At 75.7% G+C, this 19279-nt stretch carries 16 protein-coding genes; 2 read left to right on the forward strand and 14 right to left on the reverse strand.

The window, feature by feature from the left end; all coding sequences use genetic code 11:
• Positions 1 to 44: 44 nt before the first annotated feature.
• The 10 genes from JKP76_RS15195 to steA form a co-directional block, all read right to left on the reverse strand.
• Positions 45 to 1556 carry an HNH endonuclease signature motif containing protein gene (locus JKP76_RS15195; protein ID WP_200491764.1) on the reverse strand — a complete coding sequence of 504 codons (1512 nt, stop codon included), beginning with the start codon at positions 1554 to 1556 and terminating at the stop codon, positions 45 to 47.
• A 149-nt stretch (positions 1557 to 1705) separates the two neighbouring features.
• The gene (locus tag JKP76_RS15200) at positions 1706 to 2395 is read right to left on the reverse strand and encodes a hypothetical protein (RefSeq protein WP_200491765.1); all 690 of its coding nucleotides are present in this window, start codon (positions 2393 to 2395) and stop codon (positions 1706 to 1708) included.
• Positions 2396 to 2588: 193 nt separating this feature from the next.
• Entirely contained in the window at positions 2589 to 3188 is a 600-nt protein-coding gene (locus JKP76_RS15205) for an NUDIX hydrolase (protein ID WP_200491766.1), read from the reverse strand.
• Entirely contained in the window at positions 3188 to 4924 is a 1737-nt protein-coding gene (locus JKP76_RS15210) for a CTP synthase (RefSeq protein ID WP_200491767.1), read from the reverse strand. The genes JKP76_RS15205 and JKP76_RS15210 overlap by 1 nt, the downstream gene beginning before the upstream one ends.
• Positions 4899 to 7283, reverse strand: coding sequence for a hypothetical protein (locus JKP76_RS15215; protein WP_200491768.1), 2385 nt, complete (start codon positions 7281 to 7283; stop codon positions 4899 to 4901). The genes JKP76_RS15210 and JKP76_RS15215 overlap by 26 nt, the downstream gene beginning before the upstream one ends.
• Complete coding sequence (locus JKP76_RS15220; protein ID WP_200491769.1) at positions 7280 to 8416, reverse strand: glycosyltransferase family 4 protein; 1137 nt, start codon at positions 8414 to 8416, stop codon at positions 7280 to 7282. Before JKP76_RS15220 ends, JKP76_RS15215 begins: the two co-directional genes overlap by 4 nt.
• Positions 8409 to 10031, reverse strand: coding sequence for a murein biosynthesis integral membrane protein MurJ (gene murJ, locus JKP76_RS15225; RefSeq protein WP_200491770.1), 1623 nt, complete (start codon positions 10029 to 10031; stop codon positions 8409 to 8411). Before murJ ends, JKP76_RS15220 begins: the two co-directional genes overlap by 8 nt.
• Positions 10028 to 10864 (reverse strand): hypothetical protein, encoded by an 837-nt coding sequence (locus JKP76_RS15230; RefSeq protein ID WP_200491771.1) that lies wholly within the window; start codon positions 10862 to 10864, stop codon positions 10028 to 10030. The genes murJ and JKP76_RS15230 overlap by 4 nt, the downstream gene beginning before the upstream one ends.
• Positions 10861 to 11808, reverse strand: a complete 948-nt coding sequence (locus tag JKP76_RS15235; protein ID WP_200491772.1) for a copper transporter — start codon at positions 11806 to 11808, stop codon at positions 10861 to 10863. Before JKP76_RS15235 ends, JKP76_RS15230 begins: the two co-directional genes overlap by 4 nt.
• On the reverse strand, positions 11805 to 13001 hold the full coding sequence (gene steA / locus JKP76_RS15240; RefSeq protein ID WP_242471964.1) for a putative cytokinetic ring protein SteA: 1197 nt from the start codon (positions 12999 to 13001) through the stop codon (positions 11805 to 11807). Before steA ends, JKP76_RS15235 begins: the two co-directional genes overlap by 4 nt.
• A gap of 156 nt (positions 13002 to 13157) precedes the next feature.
• On the opposite strand from steA, the gene JKP76_RS15245 reads away from it, so the two are divergent.
• Positions 13158 to 14048, forward strand: a complete 891-nt coding sequence (locus JKP76_RS15245) for a helix-turn-helix domain-containing protein (protein WP_309233005.1) — start codon at positions 13158 to 13160, stop codon at positions 14046 to 14048.
• Between the two features lie 43 nt (positions 14049 to 14091).
• On the opposite strand, the gene JKP76_RS15250 is transcribed toward JKP76_RS15245, so the two are convergent.
• The 4 genes from JKP76_RS15250 to JKP76_RS15265 form a co-directional block, all read right to left on the reverse strand.
• Complete coding sequence (locus JKP76_RS15250) at positions 14092 to 14802, reverse strand: methylase (protein WP_200491774.1); 711 nt, start codon at positions 14800 to 14802, stop codon at positions 14092 to 14094.
• Between the two features lie 63 nt (positions 14803 to 14865).
• Entirely contained in the window at positions 14866 to 16653 is a 1788-nt protein-coding gene (gene recN / locus JKP76_RS15255; RefSeq protein ID WP_200491775.1) for a DNA repair protein RecN, read from the reverse strand.
• Positions 16628 to 17626, reverse strand: a complete 999-nt coding sequence (locus tag JKP76_RS15260; RefSeq protein ID WP_200491776.1) for an NAD kinase — start codon at positions 17624 to 17626, stop codon at positions 16628 to 16630. The genes recN and JKP76_RS15260 overlap by 26 nt, the downstream gene beginning before the upstream one ends.
• A 42-nt stretch (positions 17627 to 17668) precedes the next feature.
• Positions 17669 to 18463, reverse strand: coding sequence for a TlyA family RNA methyltransferase (locus JKP76_RS15265; RefSeq protein WP_200491777.1), 795 nt, complete (start codon positions 18461 to 18463; stop codon positions 17669 to 17671).
• Between the two features lie 389 nt (positions 18464 to 18852).
• Here JKP76_RS15265 and JKP76_RS15270 point away from each other — a divergent pair, with 389 nt between their 5' ends.
• Positions 18853 to 19182, forward strand: coding sequence for an alkyl sulfatase C-terminal domain-containing protein (locus JKP76_RS15270; RefSeq protein ID WP_207147014.1), 330 nt, complete (start codon positions 18853 to 18855; stop codon positions 19180 to 19182).
• The last annotated feature ends 97 nt before the right edge of the window (positions 19183 to 19279 follow it).

Consider the following 19279-nt stretch of genomic DNA (forward strand, 5'->3'; position numbering starts at 1 on the left):
CATGTCGACCGGTCGACAGATCGACCGGTCGACATCCCACCGGATCAGAACGGCGGCGGGTCGTCGGCGGGGTCGGGTGGTGAGGGTGGTGGTTCCGGTGGTCGCAGGCCCGGTGGGCGGGTCGTGCGGGTGATGCCCGAGGGGCTGGTCACGTGCAGCGTGCCGTCGGGGTCCATGCGGAAGCGCCAGCCGCGGGCGAAGGTCTTGAGCCGGTGGTGGGAGCGGCAGGCGCAGCACAGGTTCGCGCACGACGTCGCCCCACCGTCGGCGTGGGCGACCACGTGGTCCAGGTCGGCCCAGCCGACCCGCTGCCCGCAGTTCGGCATCCGGCAGCGCCGGTCCCGGGTGGCGACGAACCGCCGCTGCCCCGCCCGCGGCTCGTAGCCGGCGGTGTCGTCGGGCATGCCGAGGACGGCGCAGCCGCAGCCATCGTCGGCGTCTGCGTCTGCGTCTGCGTCGGGGTCGGGGTCGGCGTCGGGGTGCTGCGGGCAGCCCGTCGCCGCGAGGCGGGCGAGTTCCCCGGCGGTCACCGTGGCCAGCAGCCGCCCCCGCTGGTCGGTGAGCGCGAACGACAGCGACCCCCCGGCCGGCGTCGTCAACCCCAGCGCCTCCACCCGGGCCAGCAGCTCGCGCAGCTGCGCGGCGGTGACCGCGAACCCCGCGACCTCACCGCCCGCGGCGGTGTCCCCGGCGAGCCCGTCCAAAGCGGCGGTCACGGTCAGCTGCACCGACACCCCACCCAGCCCGTGATCGGCCGGGCGGCGGATCAGCATCGCCATCACCGCCGCGCGGATCTGCCCGATCGGCCGCTCGTCGCCATCGGCCTTCGCCATCGCCGCCAGCTGGTCGATCACCGCGTAGCAGGCGGCCGCCTCCTCCACGGTCAGCTCACCGGTCAGCGTCGCCATGCCGTCCACGGTGGGCGCCACCCGCACATCGGCCGCCCGCTGCGCCTCCGCCCGCCGCTCCTCCACCGCCGCCGCATCCAGCTCGGCCAGCAGCGCCAGCGCCCGCTCCCGCAGCCGCGCCAGCGACAACTCCCCCGCCCCCGGCAGCAGTGCCGCCTCCACCGCCTGCGCCAGCGCCGGCGTCGTGGCCTGCAGCGCATCGGCCAGCACCCCGGCCCGGCGCTCGTCGATCCCACCCCGCCGCAACAACGCGAAGGTGGCCGGCAGGTTGTCCCGCCAGGTGAACGCCCGCCGCGCCCGGAACGCCGCCGTCCCCCGCCCCAGATTCAGCGCGTGCGCCACCTCGTCGACGAAGAACTCGCTCACCCCGGCGAACTCCGGATCGGTCTTCCGCCAACTCCGCCGCCGCGCACCCGGCGTGCCGGGTGGCGGGTCGTCGGTGTCGGGCCGCAGCTCCGCCAGCCGCAGGATCAGCTGCGCCTCCCGGGCGGTCTGCCGCGCCCGGTCCCGCTCGATCCGGCCCAGCTCCCCGGCCACCTGCTCATCGGTCAGCCACTCGGCCGGCAGGTCCAGGTGCGCCTCCGGCCGGGCACCCACCCAGTCGATGAGCACCCCCTCCACCACGGAGGTCCCCGCCAACGTTCCCATGCCCACACGCTAGAGAGCAGGTCTGACACTTTTCGCTGGTCGGACCGTCGCGCCGAGTGGTAGTGACTCCCATCGGTGAGGGCGATGACGTCGCCCCTACAACCCGGCGCGCACCCGCCCTGCAGGCGGCTTTGGGGACATTTCGTCCATCAGCTTTCGGCAGGTGTCTCCACCGTGAGCCGAGGGCCCACATCGATGCCACCGCGCTGCCGAGGCTGCAACTCAGCCGAGCGTCGGTCCGTCCACGCGATCTTGTGCAGCCCGTTCTTCAAAAGGTCCCAGCTGGGAGGAAACGACGTCTCGGTCCGCTTCAGTTCTCGTCCGGTGCTGTCGTACACAGCGAGGGTGATGCGCCCGGACTCCCGATCAATCACGCCCCAAGCGCGAGCAACGATGTCCCGCTGGAAGCGATTGACCTTGTCCGGCAGTGACGCGCGGATCTCGTAGCCACTTGCTAAGACACAATCCCCGGCACGAACGAAGGGCTGGGGGTCCCAGCCACGCGCGGACGCGAGGTGGACCAGCGATTCCACGTGGATGCGCAGGACGGCCGCAAGCACTTCATCGTCCGTGCCCGATAGCACCTCGGCTGGGTCGATGGCCCTCTCGACCCCCACCACGGTGTCCTCCTTGTCATTCCGCACAGGGATGACGGTCAGGTCAGGCCATGTGGGCGTGGACCGGAGGACGGTGTTGACCTTGACCACGAAGTCGGTCTGAACCGGTTCGAGGCAGGCGTCGAAACAACTCGCCACGAGGTTGGTGAGGTGTCTGAAGCGGGCTCGGTCGTGCGCTGGCGTGCCGTCCAGCCAGTGGATCGCCGTCTCTCGGAGTCGCATCTCAGGAGGTCCGTGAGCACATCAGCACCGGGGCAGGGTAACTACGGGCTCAGCCCTCTTTCTCCCTTGAGTCCGCTGTCCCTGAGTGGGCCGCCCAGGGCGAGTGCCGTGCGTCAGGGCCAGACACCGTGGCTGCCTTTCGGCCGACAGCACCGGCGGGGTCAGCCCGATCCGCCGCCCTGCCGGGCCGCCCTCAGGTGGCGTCGACGTCCCGCAGCCGAGGCCCGGTCGCGCGCGCCTGCGCCGCCGCCAGCAGACCGACGACCGCCGCCGAGTTCCGGATGTCGCCGTCGAAGACCCGCTGCACGGCGTCGGCCAGCGGCACCCGCTCGATCGTCATGTCCAGCTCCTCGTGCTCCACGGTGAACCCGTCGGGCCGGGCGACGTCGCGAAGCCCCTCGGCGAGGTACACCAGCACGAGCTCGTCGCAGAAGCCCGGCGTGCTGTACGTGGTGGTGAGCAGCGACCACCGCTCGGCGGCCAGCAGCGCCTCCTCGGCCAGCTCGCGCTTCGCCGTCGCCAGCGGGGGCTCGCCGTCGGCGTCGCGCAGGCCGGCGGGCAGCTCCCAGAGGTAGGCGCCCACCGGATGCCGGTACTGGCGCAGCAGCACCACCCGGCCCTCGTCGTCGAGCGCGACGACGGCGACCGCACCGGGGTGCCTCACCACCTCGCGCACCGACTCGCCGCCGCCGGGCATGGCCACGGTGTCCCGGCGCAGCGAGATGACGTGCCCGTCGAACACGTCCTCGCTGGCCAGGACGCGGTACTCGTGCCCGGCGGCGGCGTCGGGCATCAGGTGCCGACCTGCTGCGCCTCGTCGAAGGTGACCGGCAGCCGGCCGGACTCCTGGTAGTCGACGGCGGCCTGCACGAACCCGGCGAACAGCGGGTGCGGGCGGGTCGGGCGGCTCTTGAGCTCCGGGTGCGCCTGGGTGCCCACGAAGAACGGGTGCACGTCGGCGGGCAGCTCGGCGAACTCGACCAGCGTGCCGTCGGGCGAGGTGCCGGAGAACACCAGGCCGGCCTCGGTGAGCCGGTCGCGGTAGGCGTTGGCGACCTCGTAGCGGTGCCGGTGCCGCTCGGTGATCTCGGTCGAGCCGTAGACCTTCGCCGTCACCGAGCCGGGCAGCAGCGCAGCCGGGTAGCTGCCCAGCCGCATCGTGCCGCCCATGTCGCGCTCACCGGAGACGACGTCGAGCTGCGTGGCCATCGTGGCGATGACGGGCTCGGGGGTCTCGGGCTCGAACTCGGTGGAGTTGGCCTTCTCCAGGCCGGCGACGTCGCGGGCGTACTCGATGACCATGCACTGCAGGCCCAGGCACAGCCCGAGGGTCGGGATGCCGTTGGTCCGGGTGTGCCGGATCGCGCCGAGCTTGCCCTCGATGCCGCGGACGCCGAACCCGCCGGGGACGCAGACGCCGTCGACGCCGGCCAGCGCCTTCGCCGCCCCCTCGGGGGTCTCGCAGTCGTCCGAGGGCACCCAGCGGATCTGCACCCGGCTGCGGTGGGCGAACCCGCCGGCGCGCAGCGCCTCGGTGACCGACAGGTAGGCGTCGGGCAGGTCGATGTACTTGCCGACCAGCGCGATCCTCACCGTCTGCTTGGGCGCGTGCACCCGGTCGAGCAGGTCACCCCACACGGTCCAGTCGACGTCGCGGAAGGGCAGCCCGAGCCGACGGACGACGAACGCGTCGAGGCCCTCGCTGTGCAGCACCTTCGGGATGTCGTAGATCGACGGCGCGTCGGGGCAGGAGATGACCCCCTCGGCGTCGGTGTCGCACATCAGGCTGATCTTGCGCTTGAGGCCCTCGGAGATCTCCCGGTCCGACCGGCAGACCAGCGCGTCGGGCTGGATGCCGATGCTGCGCAGCGCGGCGACCGAGTGCTGCGTCGGCTTGGTCTTCAGCTCCCCCGACGGTGCGATGTAGGGGATCAGCGAGATGTGCAGGAAGAAGCAGTTGTCCCGGCCCAGCTCGTGCCGCACCTGGCGGGCGGCCTCGAGGAAAGGCAGCGACTCGATGTCGCCGACCGTGCCGCCGATCTCGGTGATGACGACGTCCACCCGGTCCGCGCTCTCGGCGCCGGCCAGGATGCGCGACTTGATCTCGTTGGTGATGTGCGGGATGACCTGCACGGTGTCACCAAGGTACTCGCCGCGCCGCTCCTTGGCGATCACGTCCGAGTAGACCTGGCCGGTGGTGACGTTGGCCCGGCCGGAGAGGTCGATGTCCAGGAAGCGCTCGTAGTGCCCGACGTCGAGGTCGGTCTCGGCGCCGTCCTCGGTGACGAAGACCTCGCCGTGCTGGAACGGGTTCATCGTCCCGGGGTCGACGTTGAGGTAGGGGTCCAGCTTCTGCATGGTCACCCTCAGGCCGCGCGCGGACAGCAGCGCGCCCAGCGAACTGGCGGTCAGGCCCTTGCCGAGGGAGGAGACAACCCCGCCGGTGACGAAGACGAACTTCGTCGGCTGGGAGTTGCGGAGGAGGCCGCGTGACGCGACGGATTCAGGCGTTCCAGACGGTCGATCCACGGGAGACGACCGTAACACGGTCCGGGTCGTCGTCCGGGCCGGAGTGGGCAGCGCCACGCGCGCCCTCCCCCTCCGGCGGTGTCCCGATCCGGGGCGCTGCCGCCAGCCGGACCAGCAGCGGCACGAGCAGCGCCGCGGCGGTCGCCGGGAGCGCCACCCCGGAGTCGTTGACCGCCGCCCCCAGGGTGAGGCTCAGGGCGCCGGCGAGCAGCCCGGCGCGCAGCACGGCGGCGTCGGCGGCGGTCAGCCCGCCGGGCGGCACCCCGTCGACGGTGCGCAGCGGGCCGCCCGGCCGGACCAGCCAGACCGCGGCCACGAGCGCGACGGGCAGCATCCAGGCCAGCGGGCTGCCGAGCAGGATGTCGAGGTTGGCCGAGGCCTTGCGCGAGACGACCGTCCACGCCTTGCCGGTGAGCACCTGCTCGACGAACCGGCCGAGGTGGCTGCGCTCGGCCGCCGGCCCGGCCCAGTCCAGGACGGCGATGCTGCCGACGGCGAGGACCGCGACGGCCAGGATCGCGGTGAACCGCAGCACGGTGATCCGCAGCCGCGTGAGCAGCATCGCCAGCAGCAGGAAGCCGGGCAGCGCGGCGAGCACGCCGCCGAAGTCCCGGCCCAGGGACGGCGCCCCGATGACCCCGACGGTGAGGACGCCGGCGAGCAGCACCACCCCGCCCACGACCGTGCGGCGGCGCTCCTCGGGCACCCGGCGCCCGACGGCGGTGGCGACCGCCGCCGTCACCAGCAGCGCGCTGACCGACAGCAGGCCGAAGCTCAGGTTGCCGTAGCCGGTGAAGCGGCCGGCGACGATGGCGTCGTACCCGAGCAGGCCGTTGAGCTCGAGCGTCGAGCCGGTGACGACGTCCCCGACGAGGGTCGCGAGGGTGACGGCCAGGACCACCAGCGGCGGGCCCAGCGGGCTGCGCCGCCACGGCCCGAGCGCCGCGACCGCGGTGACGACGACGACGGCGCCCAGCACCGCCAGCACCAGCGAGGGCAGCGGCTCGCCGGTGCGCTCCCACGGCACGAACCCCGCCAGGTAGGTGCCCACCGGCAGCGCGGCCACCGCCAGGCAGAGCACCCGCAGCAGCGCCCGGGCCCGGCGGACGGGGGCGCGCGGCTCCGCGGACCGGCCGCGGACCCCCAGCAGCAGCAGGCCGAGCGCGACGAGCACCGCCCCGACCCCGACGACGATCCAGAAGAAGGCGCCGACGTTGCGGTGGTGCACCGTGGCCGCCACGTTCATCTGCTCGAGCTCGGTGACCGCCCGCGCCAGCTCCGGCCGGTCGCCGTCCACCCGCAGCGGCTGGCCGTTCATCGACGCCGGCACGTCCAGCCCCAGGGCCCGCAGCGCCGTGGGCGCCAGGTCGATCAGCTGGACGTAGGGGGCGCGGCCGGTGCTCGCCGAGCGCAGCCAGCCCCCGGAGTCGAAGCCCGGGCCGGTGGCGATGCCGACGTGCAGCTGGGGGCGGCCGTCGTTGACCTCGGAGATGCCCGCGAGCAGCACCAGGGTGTCGCCCGGCAGCGCGGCGACGGCGGCCTGCAGCCGGGCCAGCGACTCCTCGATCCGGCCCAGGGCGCCGGCGCGCGGCCGGGGCTCGGTGCCGTCGTCGGTCTGGTCGGCGCCGGGGCTGCCGGCCAGCGTGAGCTGGTCCAGCGAGACCAGCGCGAGGTCGCACCCGCCGAGGAAGGCGGTGAGTTCGTCCGGATCGGTCGGCAGGGCGACGCGGCGGTCCAGCTGCACGCCCGGGGCGGCGGCGGCCAGGGCGGCCGCGCGACCGGAGACGGCGGCGCAGCCGACGCCGGCGCCCAGGGCCGCGGGCTCGGCGCCGAACCGGGCGGTGCCCTCGTCGTCGGCGGTGCGCTGCACGGTGGCCGCGGGGTCGTCCAGGGCCACGGCGGCGATCCGCTCCTGCAGCCCGCAGTGCGAGAGCGAGGTGTCCACCCGCGGCGCCGGTTCCTCGGCGCCGGCGTCGTCGCCGCCAGGGGCGCCCTCGGGCACGGGCTCGCCGGGCCCTTCCTCCGGCAGCGGCACGGTCGGCAGCGGAACCGGCGGCAGCCCCTCGTCGGGGCCGGGGAAGCGGGCGCGGTTGCCGGCGCCGAGGGTGGCCCAGCCGTCGAGCAGGCAGGTGGTGCCGCGCGCGGCGCGGACCGACAGCGCGCCCGCGGCGCCCTGCTCGGCCATCTGCCACAGGGTGGGGGTCGCGGCGGGGTCGACGTCGCTCCAGACCAGACCGGGGACGCCGATCACCAGCACGCGGTCCACCGGGTCGTCCGCCGCCGCGGCCGGCGGCGCCCAGCCGAGCAGCACGGTCAGCAGCAGCACCAGCGGCAGCGCCCACCGCCGGGTGCCGGTCACCGGGGTGCGGCTGCCGGCGGGCCCAGCAGCTCCCGGTAGACGGCGACGACGCGGCGCCCGGCGCCGGCCTCGTCGGGCCACTGCTCCGCCTGGCGCAGACCGGCCTCCACCAGTGCCGCGGCGTGCGCCGGATCGGTGAGCACCCGCTCCAGGGCGTCGGCCAGCGCGTCGGCGTCGCCGACCGGCACCAGGTCGGCCCCCTCCCCCACGAGCTCGGGGATGCCCCCGGCGCGGGTGGACACCAGCGGGGTGCCGGCGCGCAGCGCCTCCTGCGCGGTGAAGGGGCTGCCCTCCCAGCGCGAGGGCAGCACGCAGACGTCGGCGGCGCCCAGCAGGTCGGCGACGTCGCCGCGGCGGCCGAGCAGCACGACCGGCAGCCGCTCGGCCGCGACGCGGGCGGCGAGCTCGTCCTGCAGCGGCCCGTCGCCGGCGATGGCGAACAGCGGCGCGGAGCTGCGCCCCGACCACCGGCCGAGGGCGTCGAGCAGGACGTCGTAGCCCTTCTGCGGGTGCAGCCGCCCGACCGCGACCACGAGCGCGCGGCCGTCGGCCAGGCCCAGCTCGGCGCGGACCGCGGCGCGGTCGCGCTGCGCGGGGGCCAGGGGCGGGGCCAGCGCCGGGGCCACCCGCACGTCGCGGGCGCCGGCCCGGCGGGCGTTGGCCGCCAGGTCGCTGGAGACGGCGAGCACGAGGTCGGCGCCGCGCACGGTCAGCCGCTCCAGGGCCTGCAGCGCGCCGCGCAGCCGGCCGCCGCCCTCCTGCAGGGCGTTGTGCAGCGTGAGCACCAGCGGTGGGCGGGCACCGGGCAGCCGCAGCGCCGCCGCGGCCACGAGACCCGCGCGCAGGCCGTGGGCGTGCACCAGGTCCGCGCCGGCCAGCGCGCGGCGCAGCTGGAGCACCGCGCGCGCGTCGGCCACCGGCGCCAGGCCGGTGGAGATGCCCACCGGCGTGAAGTCCGCCCCCGATGCGGTGAAGCCGAACAGCTCCTCGGTCGCCGGGGCACCGCACACGCCGACGTCGGCGCCGGCCTCGCGCACCACCGGCAGCAGCGCCCGGACGTGCGTGCCGACGCCGCCGGCGCTGGTGGCCAGCACCTCGACGACCCGGCGACCGGCGAGCGGGCGCTCAGCCACGGTGCACCTCCTGCCGGTCGGGTGCGCGCAGGGCGCGCAGCGCGGCGGTCAGCGGACCGCGCGCGGCCCCCATCATGACGGCCGGGAAGACGACGAGCACGAGCGCTCCGGCCAGCACGCCGACACCGATGGCGGCGAGGACCCCGTCGCCGGGGACCGGGTCCCCGCCGAGGGACCGGGACAGGGCGAGCCCGGCGGCCGCTGCTGCCGCCGCCGCGACGAGCGCGGTCACCCCGATGCGGGGCAGGCCGCCGAGCGAGCCGGCGGGCGCGGCGCGGGCGACCACGACGAGGAGCGCCAGCCCGGCCACGGTCACCCCGAGGGTGTGCCCGGCGCCGAGCGCCGCGGCCCGGTGCTCGTCGGGCAGCACCGCGGCGAGGACGACGTCGGCGACGCAGGCCAGCAGCCAGCCGCCGAGCACGCAGGCGGTGGGCGCCTTCCAGAGCCCGCGCGCGTACAGCGCCCGGGTGAGGACGGCGACCAGCCCGTAGCCCACGAGCCCCGGCGCGAAGGCGATCGTGGTGTCGCGGAGGGCGGCCACACCGGCGTCGGAGCCCGAGCTCAGGAAGACCCGCGCCACGGGCCCCGCCCCGGCGACCAGCAGCGCGGCGGCCCCGGCCGAGGCGGCGACCACGAGCGCGGTCACCGGGGCCAGCGCCCGGGCGTACCCGTCGTCGTCGCCGAGCTCGGCCCGCTCGGCGAGCCACGGGTAGGCCGAGGTCGCCAGCGGCACGGCCAGTGCGGCCCACGGGACGAGGAAGAGCGTGAGCCCGGCGCCGTAGATCACCAGGCTGCCGTCGGGGGCGTCCCCGCCGGTGAGCCGGATGGCGACGAAGGCGACCAGCTGCTGGCCGGCCAGCGTCAGCACGCCCGCGACGGCCAGCCGGCGGACCCGCGGCGCGGCGCCCACCGGGAAGCGCAGCGCGGGCCGCAGGCCCAGACCGAGGCGGCGCAGCGGGACGAGCAGGCTCAGGCTCAACGCCACCACGCCCAGCGTCGTCCCCACGCCGAGGACCAGCTCGGCCGCGCGGCTCAGGTCGCCGACCTCCCGCCCGCCGTCCATGGCCGCGAAGACCAGGTAGGCCCCGGCCACCACCACGCTGGAGAGCAGCGGGGCGATCGCGGGGGCGGCGAAGTGCCGGTGGGCCTGCAGCACGCCGGCCAGCACGATGCCCAGGCCGTAGAGCACGACCTGCGGGGCGAAGACGACCAGGAGCCGGGCGGCGAGGTCGACCTCCGCCTGGTCGCCCGGAGCCAGCACGCGGGCGATCGGCTCGGCGAACACGGCGATGAGCACGGCGAGCGGCGCCAGGACCAGCATCGTCCAGCCGAGCAGCGCCGACGCCGTCCGGCGCACCTGCTCCCGGTCCCCGACCGCGATCCCGCCGGCGAGCATGGGGACGACGAGGCTGGCCAGCGCGCCGCCGGCGACGACCTCGAAGACGATGTTGGGGACGGTGTTGGCCGCCTGGTAGGTGTCCCCGGTGGTGTCCGCGCCCACCGCGTTGGTGAAGACCAGCTGGCGGCCGAAGCCGGCCACCCGCGCCAGCAGCGTGAGGACGGCGATCAGCGCCGCCGCGCCGGCGACCCCCTGCGCGACCGTCCGGCGGGTCACGACGCCCGGCGGCCGAGCCGGTCCAGGTCCCGCAGGCCGGGAGTGGCCTCGATGACCCGCGTGAAGCTGACCTTCTCGCTGGCCAGCGTCAGCGCGACGACGCCGGCCAGCAGACCGGCCCGGCGGCCGCGCGAGGGCCCCGCGGCCAGGCGCAGGCCGAGCAGCGCCCCGAGGGCGTTGGCCCCGCTGTCGCCGAGCATGACCCGCTCGCCGAGATCGGCGGGCAGCACCGCGGCGGTGGCACCGAGCGGGCCGGCCACCAGCGGGCCGGCCGGACCAGCCAGCGTGGCCGCGGCGGTGAGCAGCCCGGCCTTCGCCGCCCGCCCGGGCCGGAGGTCGAGCAGGTTGACCAGGTTCGCGGTGCCGGCGACCAGGCCGGTGGTGAGGACGGCGTCGGCCAGCGCGCCGGTGCCGCGGCCCCGGGAGGTGAGCAGCGCGGCGACCGCTCCGGCGGCGCCGATCCCGGCGACCTTGACCGCGCCGGCGGAGACGCGGCCGGCCCGCAGGGCGCGCAGGTGCCCGGCCAGGCCCTTGTCCCGGGCCTGCTCCGGGCGGGCGCCGGCCAGGTCGTCGTACCCGCCGACCAGGCCGGACACCCCGCCGGCGACGACCGCCGCGGCACGCCAGCCCGCGGGCGCCCCCAGAGCGGACGTCGCGGTGGCGGCGGCGGCCAGGGCGGGGCCACCGAGCAGGGTCACCGGGCGGCCGGCGTAGTTCGTGCGCCGCCACGGCTCCCCGCGCTCGTCCGCCATGAGCGCGGCCGCGCCGGCGAGCGCGAGCCGGCCGGCGCCGGCCCCGGCGAGTGCGAGGGCCGCCCGGCTGCGCGGCCTCACGAGGTGGCGGGCCGCACCGGCGGCACCGGCTGGGTGTCCTCGCCGGTGCCGTAGGCGCCGGAGGTGCCCTCGCCCTCGGCGCGCAGCGCCAGCACGGTGCTGATCTGGCCGGCCGGCGAGCCCAGGTTGTCCACGGTGGAGACCGCCGCCGAGACGGTCGGGTCCTCCCGGATCGTGCCGATGAGGCCGTTGTCGCGCGCCGAGGCGGCGTCGCCGGCGACGACCGCGCCGGACCCGGCCGAGTCGAAGGCGGTCACCAGCTCGACCAGCGTCTGGTTCCGCTCGGCGGCCTGCGCCCCGGTGAACTCACCGGCGGTGAGGACCAGCGCGAAGTTGGCCGGGCTCACCGAGTCGCTGTCGGTGGTCAGCACCTCGAGCGCCGGCAGGCCGGCGAGCACGGAGGCGGTGGCGGCGGTGTCGGGGGCGGTGCCACCGGAGGGGATCATCAGCACCTGGGCGAGCAGCGAGCCGACCAGCCGGCCGGCGTCGTCGCCGTCGGGCAGCGTGACCCCGGCGGGCAGGCCCGCGCCGGTGACGTAGCTGCGCAGGCTGGACTCCGTGGAGGGGTCGGTGTAGGCGGGGGTGAGCGAGATCTGCCCGGAGACCGTGCCGCCGGCCTGGGTGATCAGCGCGCTGACCTCCTCGACGTCGCCGGTCTCGACCTCGGGGCTGGCGACGACGAGCAGCACGCTGCTCCCGGCCAGCGCGCCGTCCACCAGGGCGGGGGCCAGCGCGGACTCGAACTCGTCGGAGGTGTCCAGCGAGCCCTGCAGCTCCCGGGTCTGGTCCTCCAGCGACCGCTTGTCCTGCTCGAGGGAGTCGACCTGGGTCTCCAGCCGGTCCAGGATCGGCCCGTTGAGCTGGGTGGTGCCGACGACGATGCCCAGCGCGATCGCCAGGAAGACCGCGATCAGGGAGACCAGGTGGTAGCGGAAGTCGATCACGAGAAGAGGTTCTCCAGCCAGAACACGAAGCTGTTCCATTGGTCGAGCAGCAGATCGAAGTACACGCGTCCGGCCGAGGAGACGGCGAGGGTGGAGCCGATGGCGACGAAGGCCGCCAGCACCAGGACCACCAGCGCGGCGGTGGAGATGCGGCTGCGGTAGAGCCGGCTGACGCCCTTGGCGTCGACGAGCTTGCCGCCCAGGCGCAGCCGGGTGAGGAAGGTGGAGGCCATGCCGCCGCGGCCCTTGTCGAGGAACTCCACGAGGGTGGCGTGCGTGCCGACGGCGACGATGAGCTTGGCGCCCTTCTCGTCGGCCAGCAGCATCGCGATGTCCTCGCTGGTCGCCGCCGCGGGGAAGGTGATCGCGTCGACGCCGAGCTCCTGCACCCGCGGCAGGCCGGGAGCCCGCCCGTCGGGGTAGGCGTGGACGACGACCTCGGCGCCGGAGGTGAGCGAGGCGTCGCTCACCGAGTCCATGTCCCCGATGATCATCTCGGGCTGGTAGCCGGCCTCGATGAGCGCGTCCGCGCCGCCGTCGACGCCGATGAGCACCGGGCGGTAGTCGCGGATGTAGGACCGCAGCGCGTGCAGGTCCTCCTTGTAGTCGTAGCCGCGGACGACGATCAGCACGTGCCGGCCGTCGATCGGCGTCGTCACGTCGGGCACGCCGACGCCGTCGAGGAGCAGCGCGCGCTCGCGCTTCATGTACTCCATCGTGTTGGCGGCGAACGCCTCGAGCTGGGTGGAGAGCCCGGCGCGCGCCTCGGCCATGGAGGCGGCGACCCGCTCGGCGTCCTGTGCGACGCCCTCGGCGACGACCGTGCCGTCCTCGGTGAGCAGCTTGCCCTCGTGCAGCCGGACCTCGGCGCCCTCCTTGAGGGCGGCGAAGACGTCGCGGCCGACGCCGTCGAGCAGCGGGATCCCGGCGTTGACCAGGATCTCGGGGCCCAGGTTGGGGTAGCGGCCGGAGATGCTGGGCGCGGCGTTGACCACCGCGGCGACCTTGCAGCCGACGAGCGCGTCGGCGCTCACCCGGTCGATGTCGACGTGGTCGATGACCGCGATGTCGCCGGGGCGCAGCCGCTTGGTCAGGTTCTTGGTGCGGCGGTCCAGCCGGACGGTGCCAGTGACACCCGGTCCCGACTCCTGTGCCCGGCGACGTCCGAGGGTGCCGATGCGCATGGCCTCCATGCTTTCACGGGGGCGTGACCGGCCGGTCCACCGACGCGCGAGCGCGACCCGTCGGTCACGCAGAGTGCACGACACCGCGGGGCGCGCGACACGCCAGCGTCGGCGCCGTCGGTGCTCGCGCGGGACCGTTACCGAGTCGTGACTAGCGTGGCGCGCGTGACTGGAGTGGCCCGCGCTGTGCCCCGTACCGACCCGCTTCCCCCTGTGCCGACGGCGCCGGCGACCGACCGCACGCCGTCGGTCCCCTCGCCGCTGATCAGGGCGTTCCCCACCGCTCCCCCGCCGCCCGAACCGCCCGCCGAGGTGCTGGACGGCGGTCCGGACGAGACCTCCGGCGCCGCGGACGCTGCGGGCTCCGCCGACCCCGGTGCACCTGCCGGCGCCGCCGGTGCCGATGCGGCCCGGCGCGCCGCGCGCACCCCCGGACGACGTGAGCAGCGTTACCAGGAGACGCGGGCCCGGATCGTCGACGCGGCTGCCGAGCTGTTCGCCGAGCGGGGCTTCGACGCGGTGAGCGTGATCGAGATCGCCAAGCGCGCGGGCGTGGTCGAGAAGACGGTGTTCAACCACTTCCCGGTGAAGGAGGGCCTGGTCTTCGACGCCGATCCGCCGATGCGCGAGGCGCTGCTCGACGCGGTGCGCTCCCGCCCGTCGGGCGAGTCGGTGTCCGCCGCGGCCGGGAGCTTCGTCGTCGCCGCCGTGGGGCTGCTCGGCGCGCCGGAGGCCGCCGAGGGCGTGGCCCGCATGGCGCGGGTCATCCGAGGCAGCCGGACGCTGCAGGTGCGCGAGCGGGAGATCCTGGGCGAGCTCACCGACGCGCTGGCCGGCCTCATCGCCGAGGAGACCCGGGCGTGGCCCGGTCAGGTGGAGCCGTGGCTCGCCGCGCACGCCGTCCTCGGGCTGTACGCGTCGCTGCTGGAGCTGGCCCGCGACCGCGTGCTCGCCGGGGTCACCGGACCGGAGCTCTCCGGCGAGCTGCGCCGCCAGGGCCGCCGGGGCCTGGCGCTGCTCCAGTTCGGTCTCGCCGGCTACGCCAAGCGGCGCTGACGCTCCCGGGGAGCGGGGCCCTGCGGGCCCCGCTCCCCGGGGCTCACAACTGCAGGGCCCGCAGCAGCTGGTCGGCGCGGTCGCCGGGGACGTCGGGGTTCCGGGTGAACAGGGCCACGGCGACCATGTACTCGTCGTCGCCGGCCCAGCCGCGGCCCTCGGCGACGAGCCGGCGGATGTGGTCGCGCACCTTGGGCTCGCTGCTGTAGGTGCCGTAGTCCAGGCCCATCGCGAGGAAGTTCGCCACCCGGTAGCCGGCGTCCTCGGCGGTGCGGATCGTGGTCAGCGGGTCGGAGTAGCTGGCGACGGCGGCGATCACGTTGTCGTAGCCGCTCTTGAGCAGCTGCAGCACCAGGTCGTTGCCGTGCACCCCGCCCCAGAGCTCGGGCATGAGGATGTCGCGGTCGGGTGCGGGGATGTAGGGCGGGTTGGAGATCACCGTGGCGATCTGCGGCCCGCCGGAGGCGTCGGCGTGGTCGAAGAAGTTCCCCAGCTCGACGGTGTAGCGGTCCTCGACGCCGCGGGCGCGGATGTTCTCCCGGGCCTTGTCGACCGAGGGCGGGCTGATGTCGAAGCCGCGGACGCGCAGGCCGGGCAGGCTCGACACGACGTCGGAGATGGCGGTGGCGTCACCGCTCCCCAGCTCGACCACGCCGTCGCGCTCCCAGCCCAGCTGGTCCCGGTAGTGCTCGAGGAGCATGCAGACGGAGAAGCCGTAGTGGGCCGACTCGTCGGCCGAGGAGAAGCAGGTCACCGCCCGGCCCTACCCCGCCTCTGACCTCGGCAAGCGCGGATCACCCGACCGGGAACGGCCGGTTCAGCCGCGCGCTTCCGCGGCGACGGCCAGCAGCTCGCGGGCGTGCGCCTGGCCGGTGTCGCTGTCGGCGAGCCCGGACAGCATGCGGGCGAGCTCCCGCACCCGGTCGTCGTCCTCCACGGCGCGGATGTCGGTGGCGGTGACCCCGGCCCCGGTGTCGGGCGACTTGTCGACGACGAGGTGCGTGTCGGCGAAAGCGGCCACCTGCGCGAGGTGGGTGACGACGACGACCTGGTGCTGGCGGGCCAGCCGGGCCAGCCGGCGGCCGATCTCGCCCGCCGCCTGGCCGCCGACGCCGGCGTCGACCTCGTCGAAGACCATGACCGGCACCGGGTCGGCGCCGGCGAAGACCACCTCGATGGCGAGCATGACGCGGGAGAGCTCACCGCCCGACGCGCCCTTGTGCACCGGGCGGGCGGGCGCGCCCGGGTGGGCGGCGAGCAGCAGCGCCACCGTGTCGATCCCCTCGGGGCCGGGCTCGTCGGGGTGGCTGTCGATGGAGAAGGAGACGCGGGCGCTCTTCATGGCCAGCCCGGCCAGCTCCCGGCCCACCTCGGCGGCGAAGCCCTCCGCGGCGGACCGGCGGCCCGCGGAGATCTCCGCGCCGAGCGCGTCGACCTCGGCCCGGGCGGCGTCCCGCTCGGCGGCCAGCTGCGCGAGGGCCTCGTCGGAGACGTCCAGCTGGGCCAGCCGCTGCGCGGCGTCGGCGGCCCACGCCAGCACCCCGCCCACGCCCTCGCCGACGTCGGCGTACTTGCGCACCAGGCCGGTGATCAGGGCCCGCCGGTCGAGCACCTCGGCCAGCCGTGCGGGGTCGGCGTCCAGGTCGGCCACGTACCCGGCGAGCTGGCCGGCGACGTCGGAGACCACCGCGACGGCGTCGGCGAGGTCCTGGGCGAGCATGACCAGCGTCGGGTCGTCGGAGCCGGCCAGCGACCGCTCGGCGATCGCCAGCGCCGCCGTCGCGTCCTGCGGCGCCTCTTCGCCACCGAGGTCGCCGGTGACGTCCCCGACCAGGGCCAGGCGGGCCTCGTCGGCGGCGGCGCGCAGCGCGTCGGCGTCGCTGAGCCGCTTCACCTGGGTGGCCAGCACCTCGTCCTCGCCGGGCTCCGGCGCCACGGCTTCGATCTCCTCGAGCCCGTGCCTCAGCACCTCGGCGGCCTGCGCCAGCTCGCGCGCCTGGGTCTGCCGGCGCTCCAGATCGGCGACCGCCGCCCGCCAGCGGTCGTGCGCCTCGCGGTAGCTCTCGAGGGCCGCGAGGTGCTCGGGCCCGGCGTAGCGGTCCAAGGCGCGGCGCTGCTCCGCGGGGCGGGAGAGCCGGAGCTGGTCGGTCTGGCCATGCACTGCGAGCAGGCTCTCGGCCAGCTCGGCGACGACGCCCACCGGCACGCTGCGGCCGCCGAGGAAGGCCCGGGAGCGGCCCTCGGCGCTCACCGTGCGGGCCAGGATCAGGCTGCCGTCGTCGTCCGGGTCGGCACCGGCGTCCGCGGCGCGCTGCCAGGCCGGGGAGTCGGCGGGCAGCGCCAGCCGGCCCTCGACGCCGGCGCGGCCGTTGGCCCGGACCCGGCCCGGGTCGGCGCGGCCGCCGAACAGGAGCGTGAGGCCGGTGACGACCATCGTCTTGCCCGCGCCGGTCTCCCCGGTGACCACCGTCAGCCCGGGGCCCAGTTCGAGGGTGACGTCGTCGATGGCGCCCAGGCCCCGGATGCGCAGCTCGGTGAGCCGCCCGGGGCCGGTCGCCTCGGGGGCCGGCGCGGTGCGCTCAGACGTGGTCGTGCGTGCCGCCACCGGCCGCCTCCCCTCCGGCCACGACGTCGCCGAACCGGTCGACGACCTCGCGGGTCAGCACGTTCCGGCTGGTGGTGAGCTCGTGCCCGGGCCCGGCGTGCCGGGCGTCGCGGAAGCCGCGCACGGGGAGCCCGAACTTGGCCACGAGGCGGTCGCCGAAGGTGGCCGCGTGCACGCGGGCGATCCGCACGGGGCGGGTCGCCTTGCGGACGTCGACGCGCCCGCCGTCGGGGACGCTGACCATCCGCCGCCCGTCGGCGGAGACGCGGGCGCGGTTGCCGTCGGCGGGGATCGAGACGGTGAGCACCGAGTTCGGCGAGGTCACCAGCGGCCGGGCGAACAGGGCGTGGGCGTTGGTCGGCACGAGCAGCAGCGCCTCGACGTCGGGCCACACGACCGGGCCACCCGCGGAGAAGGCGTAGGCGGTGGAGCCGGTGGGGGTCGCGCACAGCACGCCGTCGCAGCCGAAGCTGGTCAGCGGCCGGCCGTCGATGAGGATGACGACGTCGAGGACGCGGGAGCGCTCGGCCTTCTCGATCGACACCTCGTTGAGCGCCCAGGTGCCGCCGACGACCGCGCCGTCGGCGTCGACGACGTCCACCTCGATCGCCAGCCGCTCCTCGACGGAGTACTCGCAGTGCTCGATGGCCTGGAGCGTCTCCTCGACCGCCTCGGGCTCGGTCTCGGCGAGGAAGCCGACCCGGCCGAGGTTGACCCCCATGAGGGCGGCGTCGGTGAACCGGGCCAGCTCGGCGGCGCGCAGGAACGTGCCGTCGCCGCCGAAGACCATGACGATCTCGGTGTCGCGCGCGGCGTGCGCGTCGGCGGGCACGATCTCGGCGCCGTCGATGTGCAGCTCGCGTGCCTCGTCCTCGAGCAGGCGCACGACGATGCCGCCGGCCTGCAGCCGGGCGGCGGAGCTGCGGGCCAGCTCGACGATGTCGTGCCGGCCGGTGTGCACGGTCAGCAGCACGCGGCCGTGGCTGCGGGGCGGTGCCGCCCTCGCTGGTCGGACTCACTGCGGTCCCTCCTGGACTGCTCGACGGACGTCGTGCTCCTGCACCGGCCCCGCGTCGCGGCGCAACCACAGGAAGAACTCCACGTTCCCGGCCGGCCCGGGCAGCGGGCTGGCGACCACGCCGGCGGTCCCCCAGCCCAGCTCGGCCGCGGCCGCGGCCACCTCGAGGACGGCCTGCACCCGGTGCTCGGGGTCCCGGACGACGCCGCCGGCGCCGAGCCGTTCCCGCCCGACCTCGAACTGCGGCTTCACCATCGGCAGCAGGTCGGCCCCGGGGCCGGCGCACGCGGTGAGCGCGGGCAGCACCAGCCGCAGCGAGATGAACGACAGGTCGGCAACGACGAGGTCGACGGGACCGTCGATCGCCTCGGGGGTCAGCGTCCGCACGTTGGTGCGCTCGTGGACCCGCACCCGGTCGTCGGTGCGCAGCGACCAGGCCAGCTCGCCGTAGCCGACGTCGACGGCGACGACCTCGGCGGCGCCGCGGCTGAGCAGCACCTCGGTGAAGCCCCCGGTGGAGGCGCCGGCGTCCAGGGCGCGGCGGCCCTCGACGGCGACCGGGAACGCCTCGAGCGCACCGAGCAGCTTGTGCGCGCCGCGGGAGACCCAGCTGGGCTGGTCGGGATCGGTGCGGACCACGACGGGTTCGCCCGCGTCCACGCCGGTGGCGGGCTTGGTGGCCGCGCGCCCGGAGACGGCGACGCGGCCCTCGGCGATGAGCGCGACCGCGTGCTCGCGGGAGCGGGCCAGACCGCGGCGCACGAGCTCGGCATCGAGCCGGCGACGCACCATCAGAGCTGGTCGATCGTGCCGAGCTCGCGCTGCAGCCGGCCGTGCTCGGCCTCGAAGACGGCCACGTGCTCGGCGACGGGGCGCTGCTCGAGCTCGGCGAACCGGTCCGCCCCGGTGCGCTCCGCGTCGACCGCGGCCGGGCGCGGCGGACCCGGGACGGGGCGCTGGCGTGCTCGGCTCGGTCATCGTCATCGCTTCCTGCGCTGGAGGTGGTGGCGGCCGGTCGTCGGGGCGGACGCCGGACTGCGGCCGGGTGCCGTCGCACCGGCCGCGTGCCCCGCCGAGGTTACCGGTCACCGGCGACGGGGCACGGCGCGACGAGGGCAGGCGATAACGTCTGGCGCCCGGTACGTCCCGACATCGGCAGGAGAACCGCCCCCGTGGCCACGATGGACGAATGCCTCACCGCCCTGCGGGGCATCCTCGGCGACCTCGCGGCGAACCCCGCGGCCGCCGGCCTCGACCGCAGCCTGTCGTGCCGGTTGACCGATCTGCAGCAGGTGGTCGTCGGACGGCTGAGCTCCGGCAGCGTCCGGGACCTCGAGGTGCTTCCCGACGGCCCCGCCGTGGAGAAGGCCGACATCCGGCTGACCATGACCAGCGACGACCTCGTCGCCCTGACCGGCGGCCGGCTGTCCTTCGGCTCGGCGTGGGCGTCGGGCCGGGTGAAGCTCGAGGCCGGCCTGCGCGACATGCTCCGGCTGCGCAAGCTGCTCTGACCGCGCTCGCACCGTCCGGGCCGCGCGCCCGACCCTGACCGCACGGCGTCCCGCCGCACGCCGGCACGCGTGGTCCGTCCCGTCCGCGTGGTCGCGC

Source organism: Blastococcus sp. TML/C7B, assembly GCF_016612845.1.
Lineage (GTDB): Bacteria > Actinomycetota > Actinomycetes > Mycobacteriales > Geodermatophilaceae > Blastococcus.

Coding starts and splice junctions, on each gene's coding strand:
- JKP76_RS15270 (WP_207147014.1), top strand. CDS start 18,853: ATGGACGAATGCCTCACCGCCCTGCGGGGCATCCTCGGCGACCTCGCG.
- JKP76_RS15200 (WP_200491765.1), bottom strand. CDS start 2,395: ATGCGACTCCGAGAGACGGCGATCCACTGGCTGGACGGCACGCCAGCG.
- steA (WP_242471964.1), bottom strand. CDS start 13,001: ATGGAGGCCATGCGCATCGGCACCCTCGGACGTCGCCGGGCACAGGAG.
- JKP76_RS15265 (WP_200491777.1), bottom strand. CDS start 18,463: ATGGTGCGTCGCCGGCTCGATGCCGAGCTCGTGCGCCGCGGTCTGGCC.
- JKP76_RS15205 (WP_200491766.1), bottom strand. CDS start 3,188: ATGCCCGACGCCGCCGCCGGGCACGAGTACCGCGTCCTGGCCAGCGAG.
- JKP76_RS15195 (WP_200491764.1), bottom strand. CDS start 1,556: ATGGGAACGTTGGCGGGGACCTCCGTGGTGGAGGGGGTGCTCATCGAC.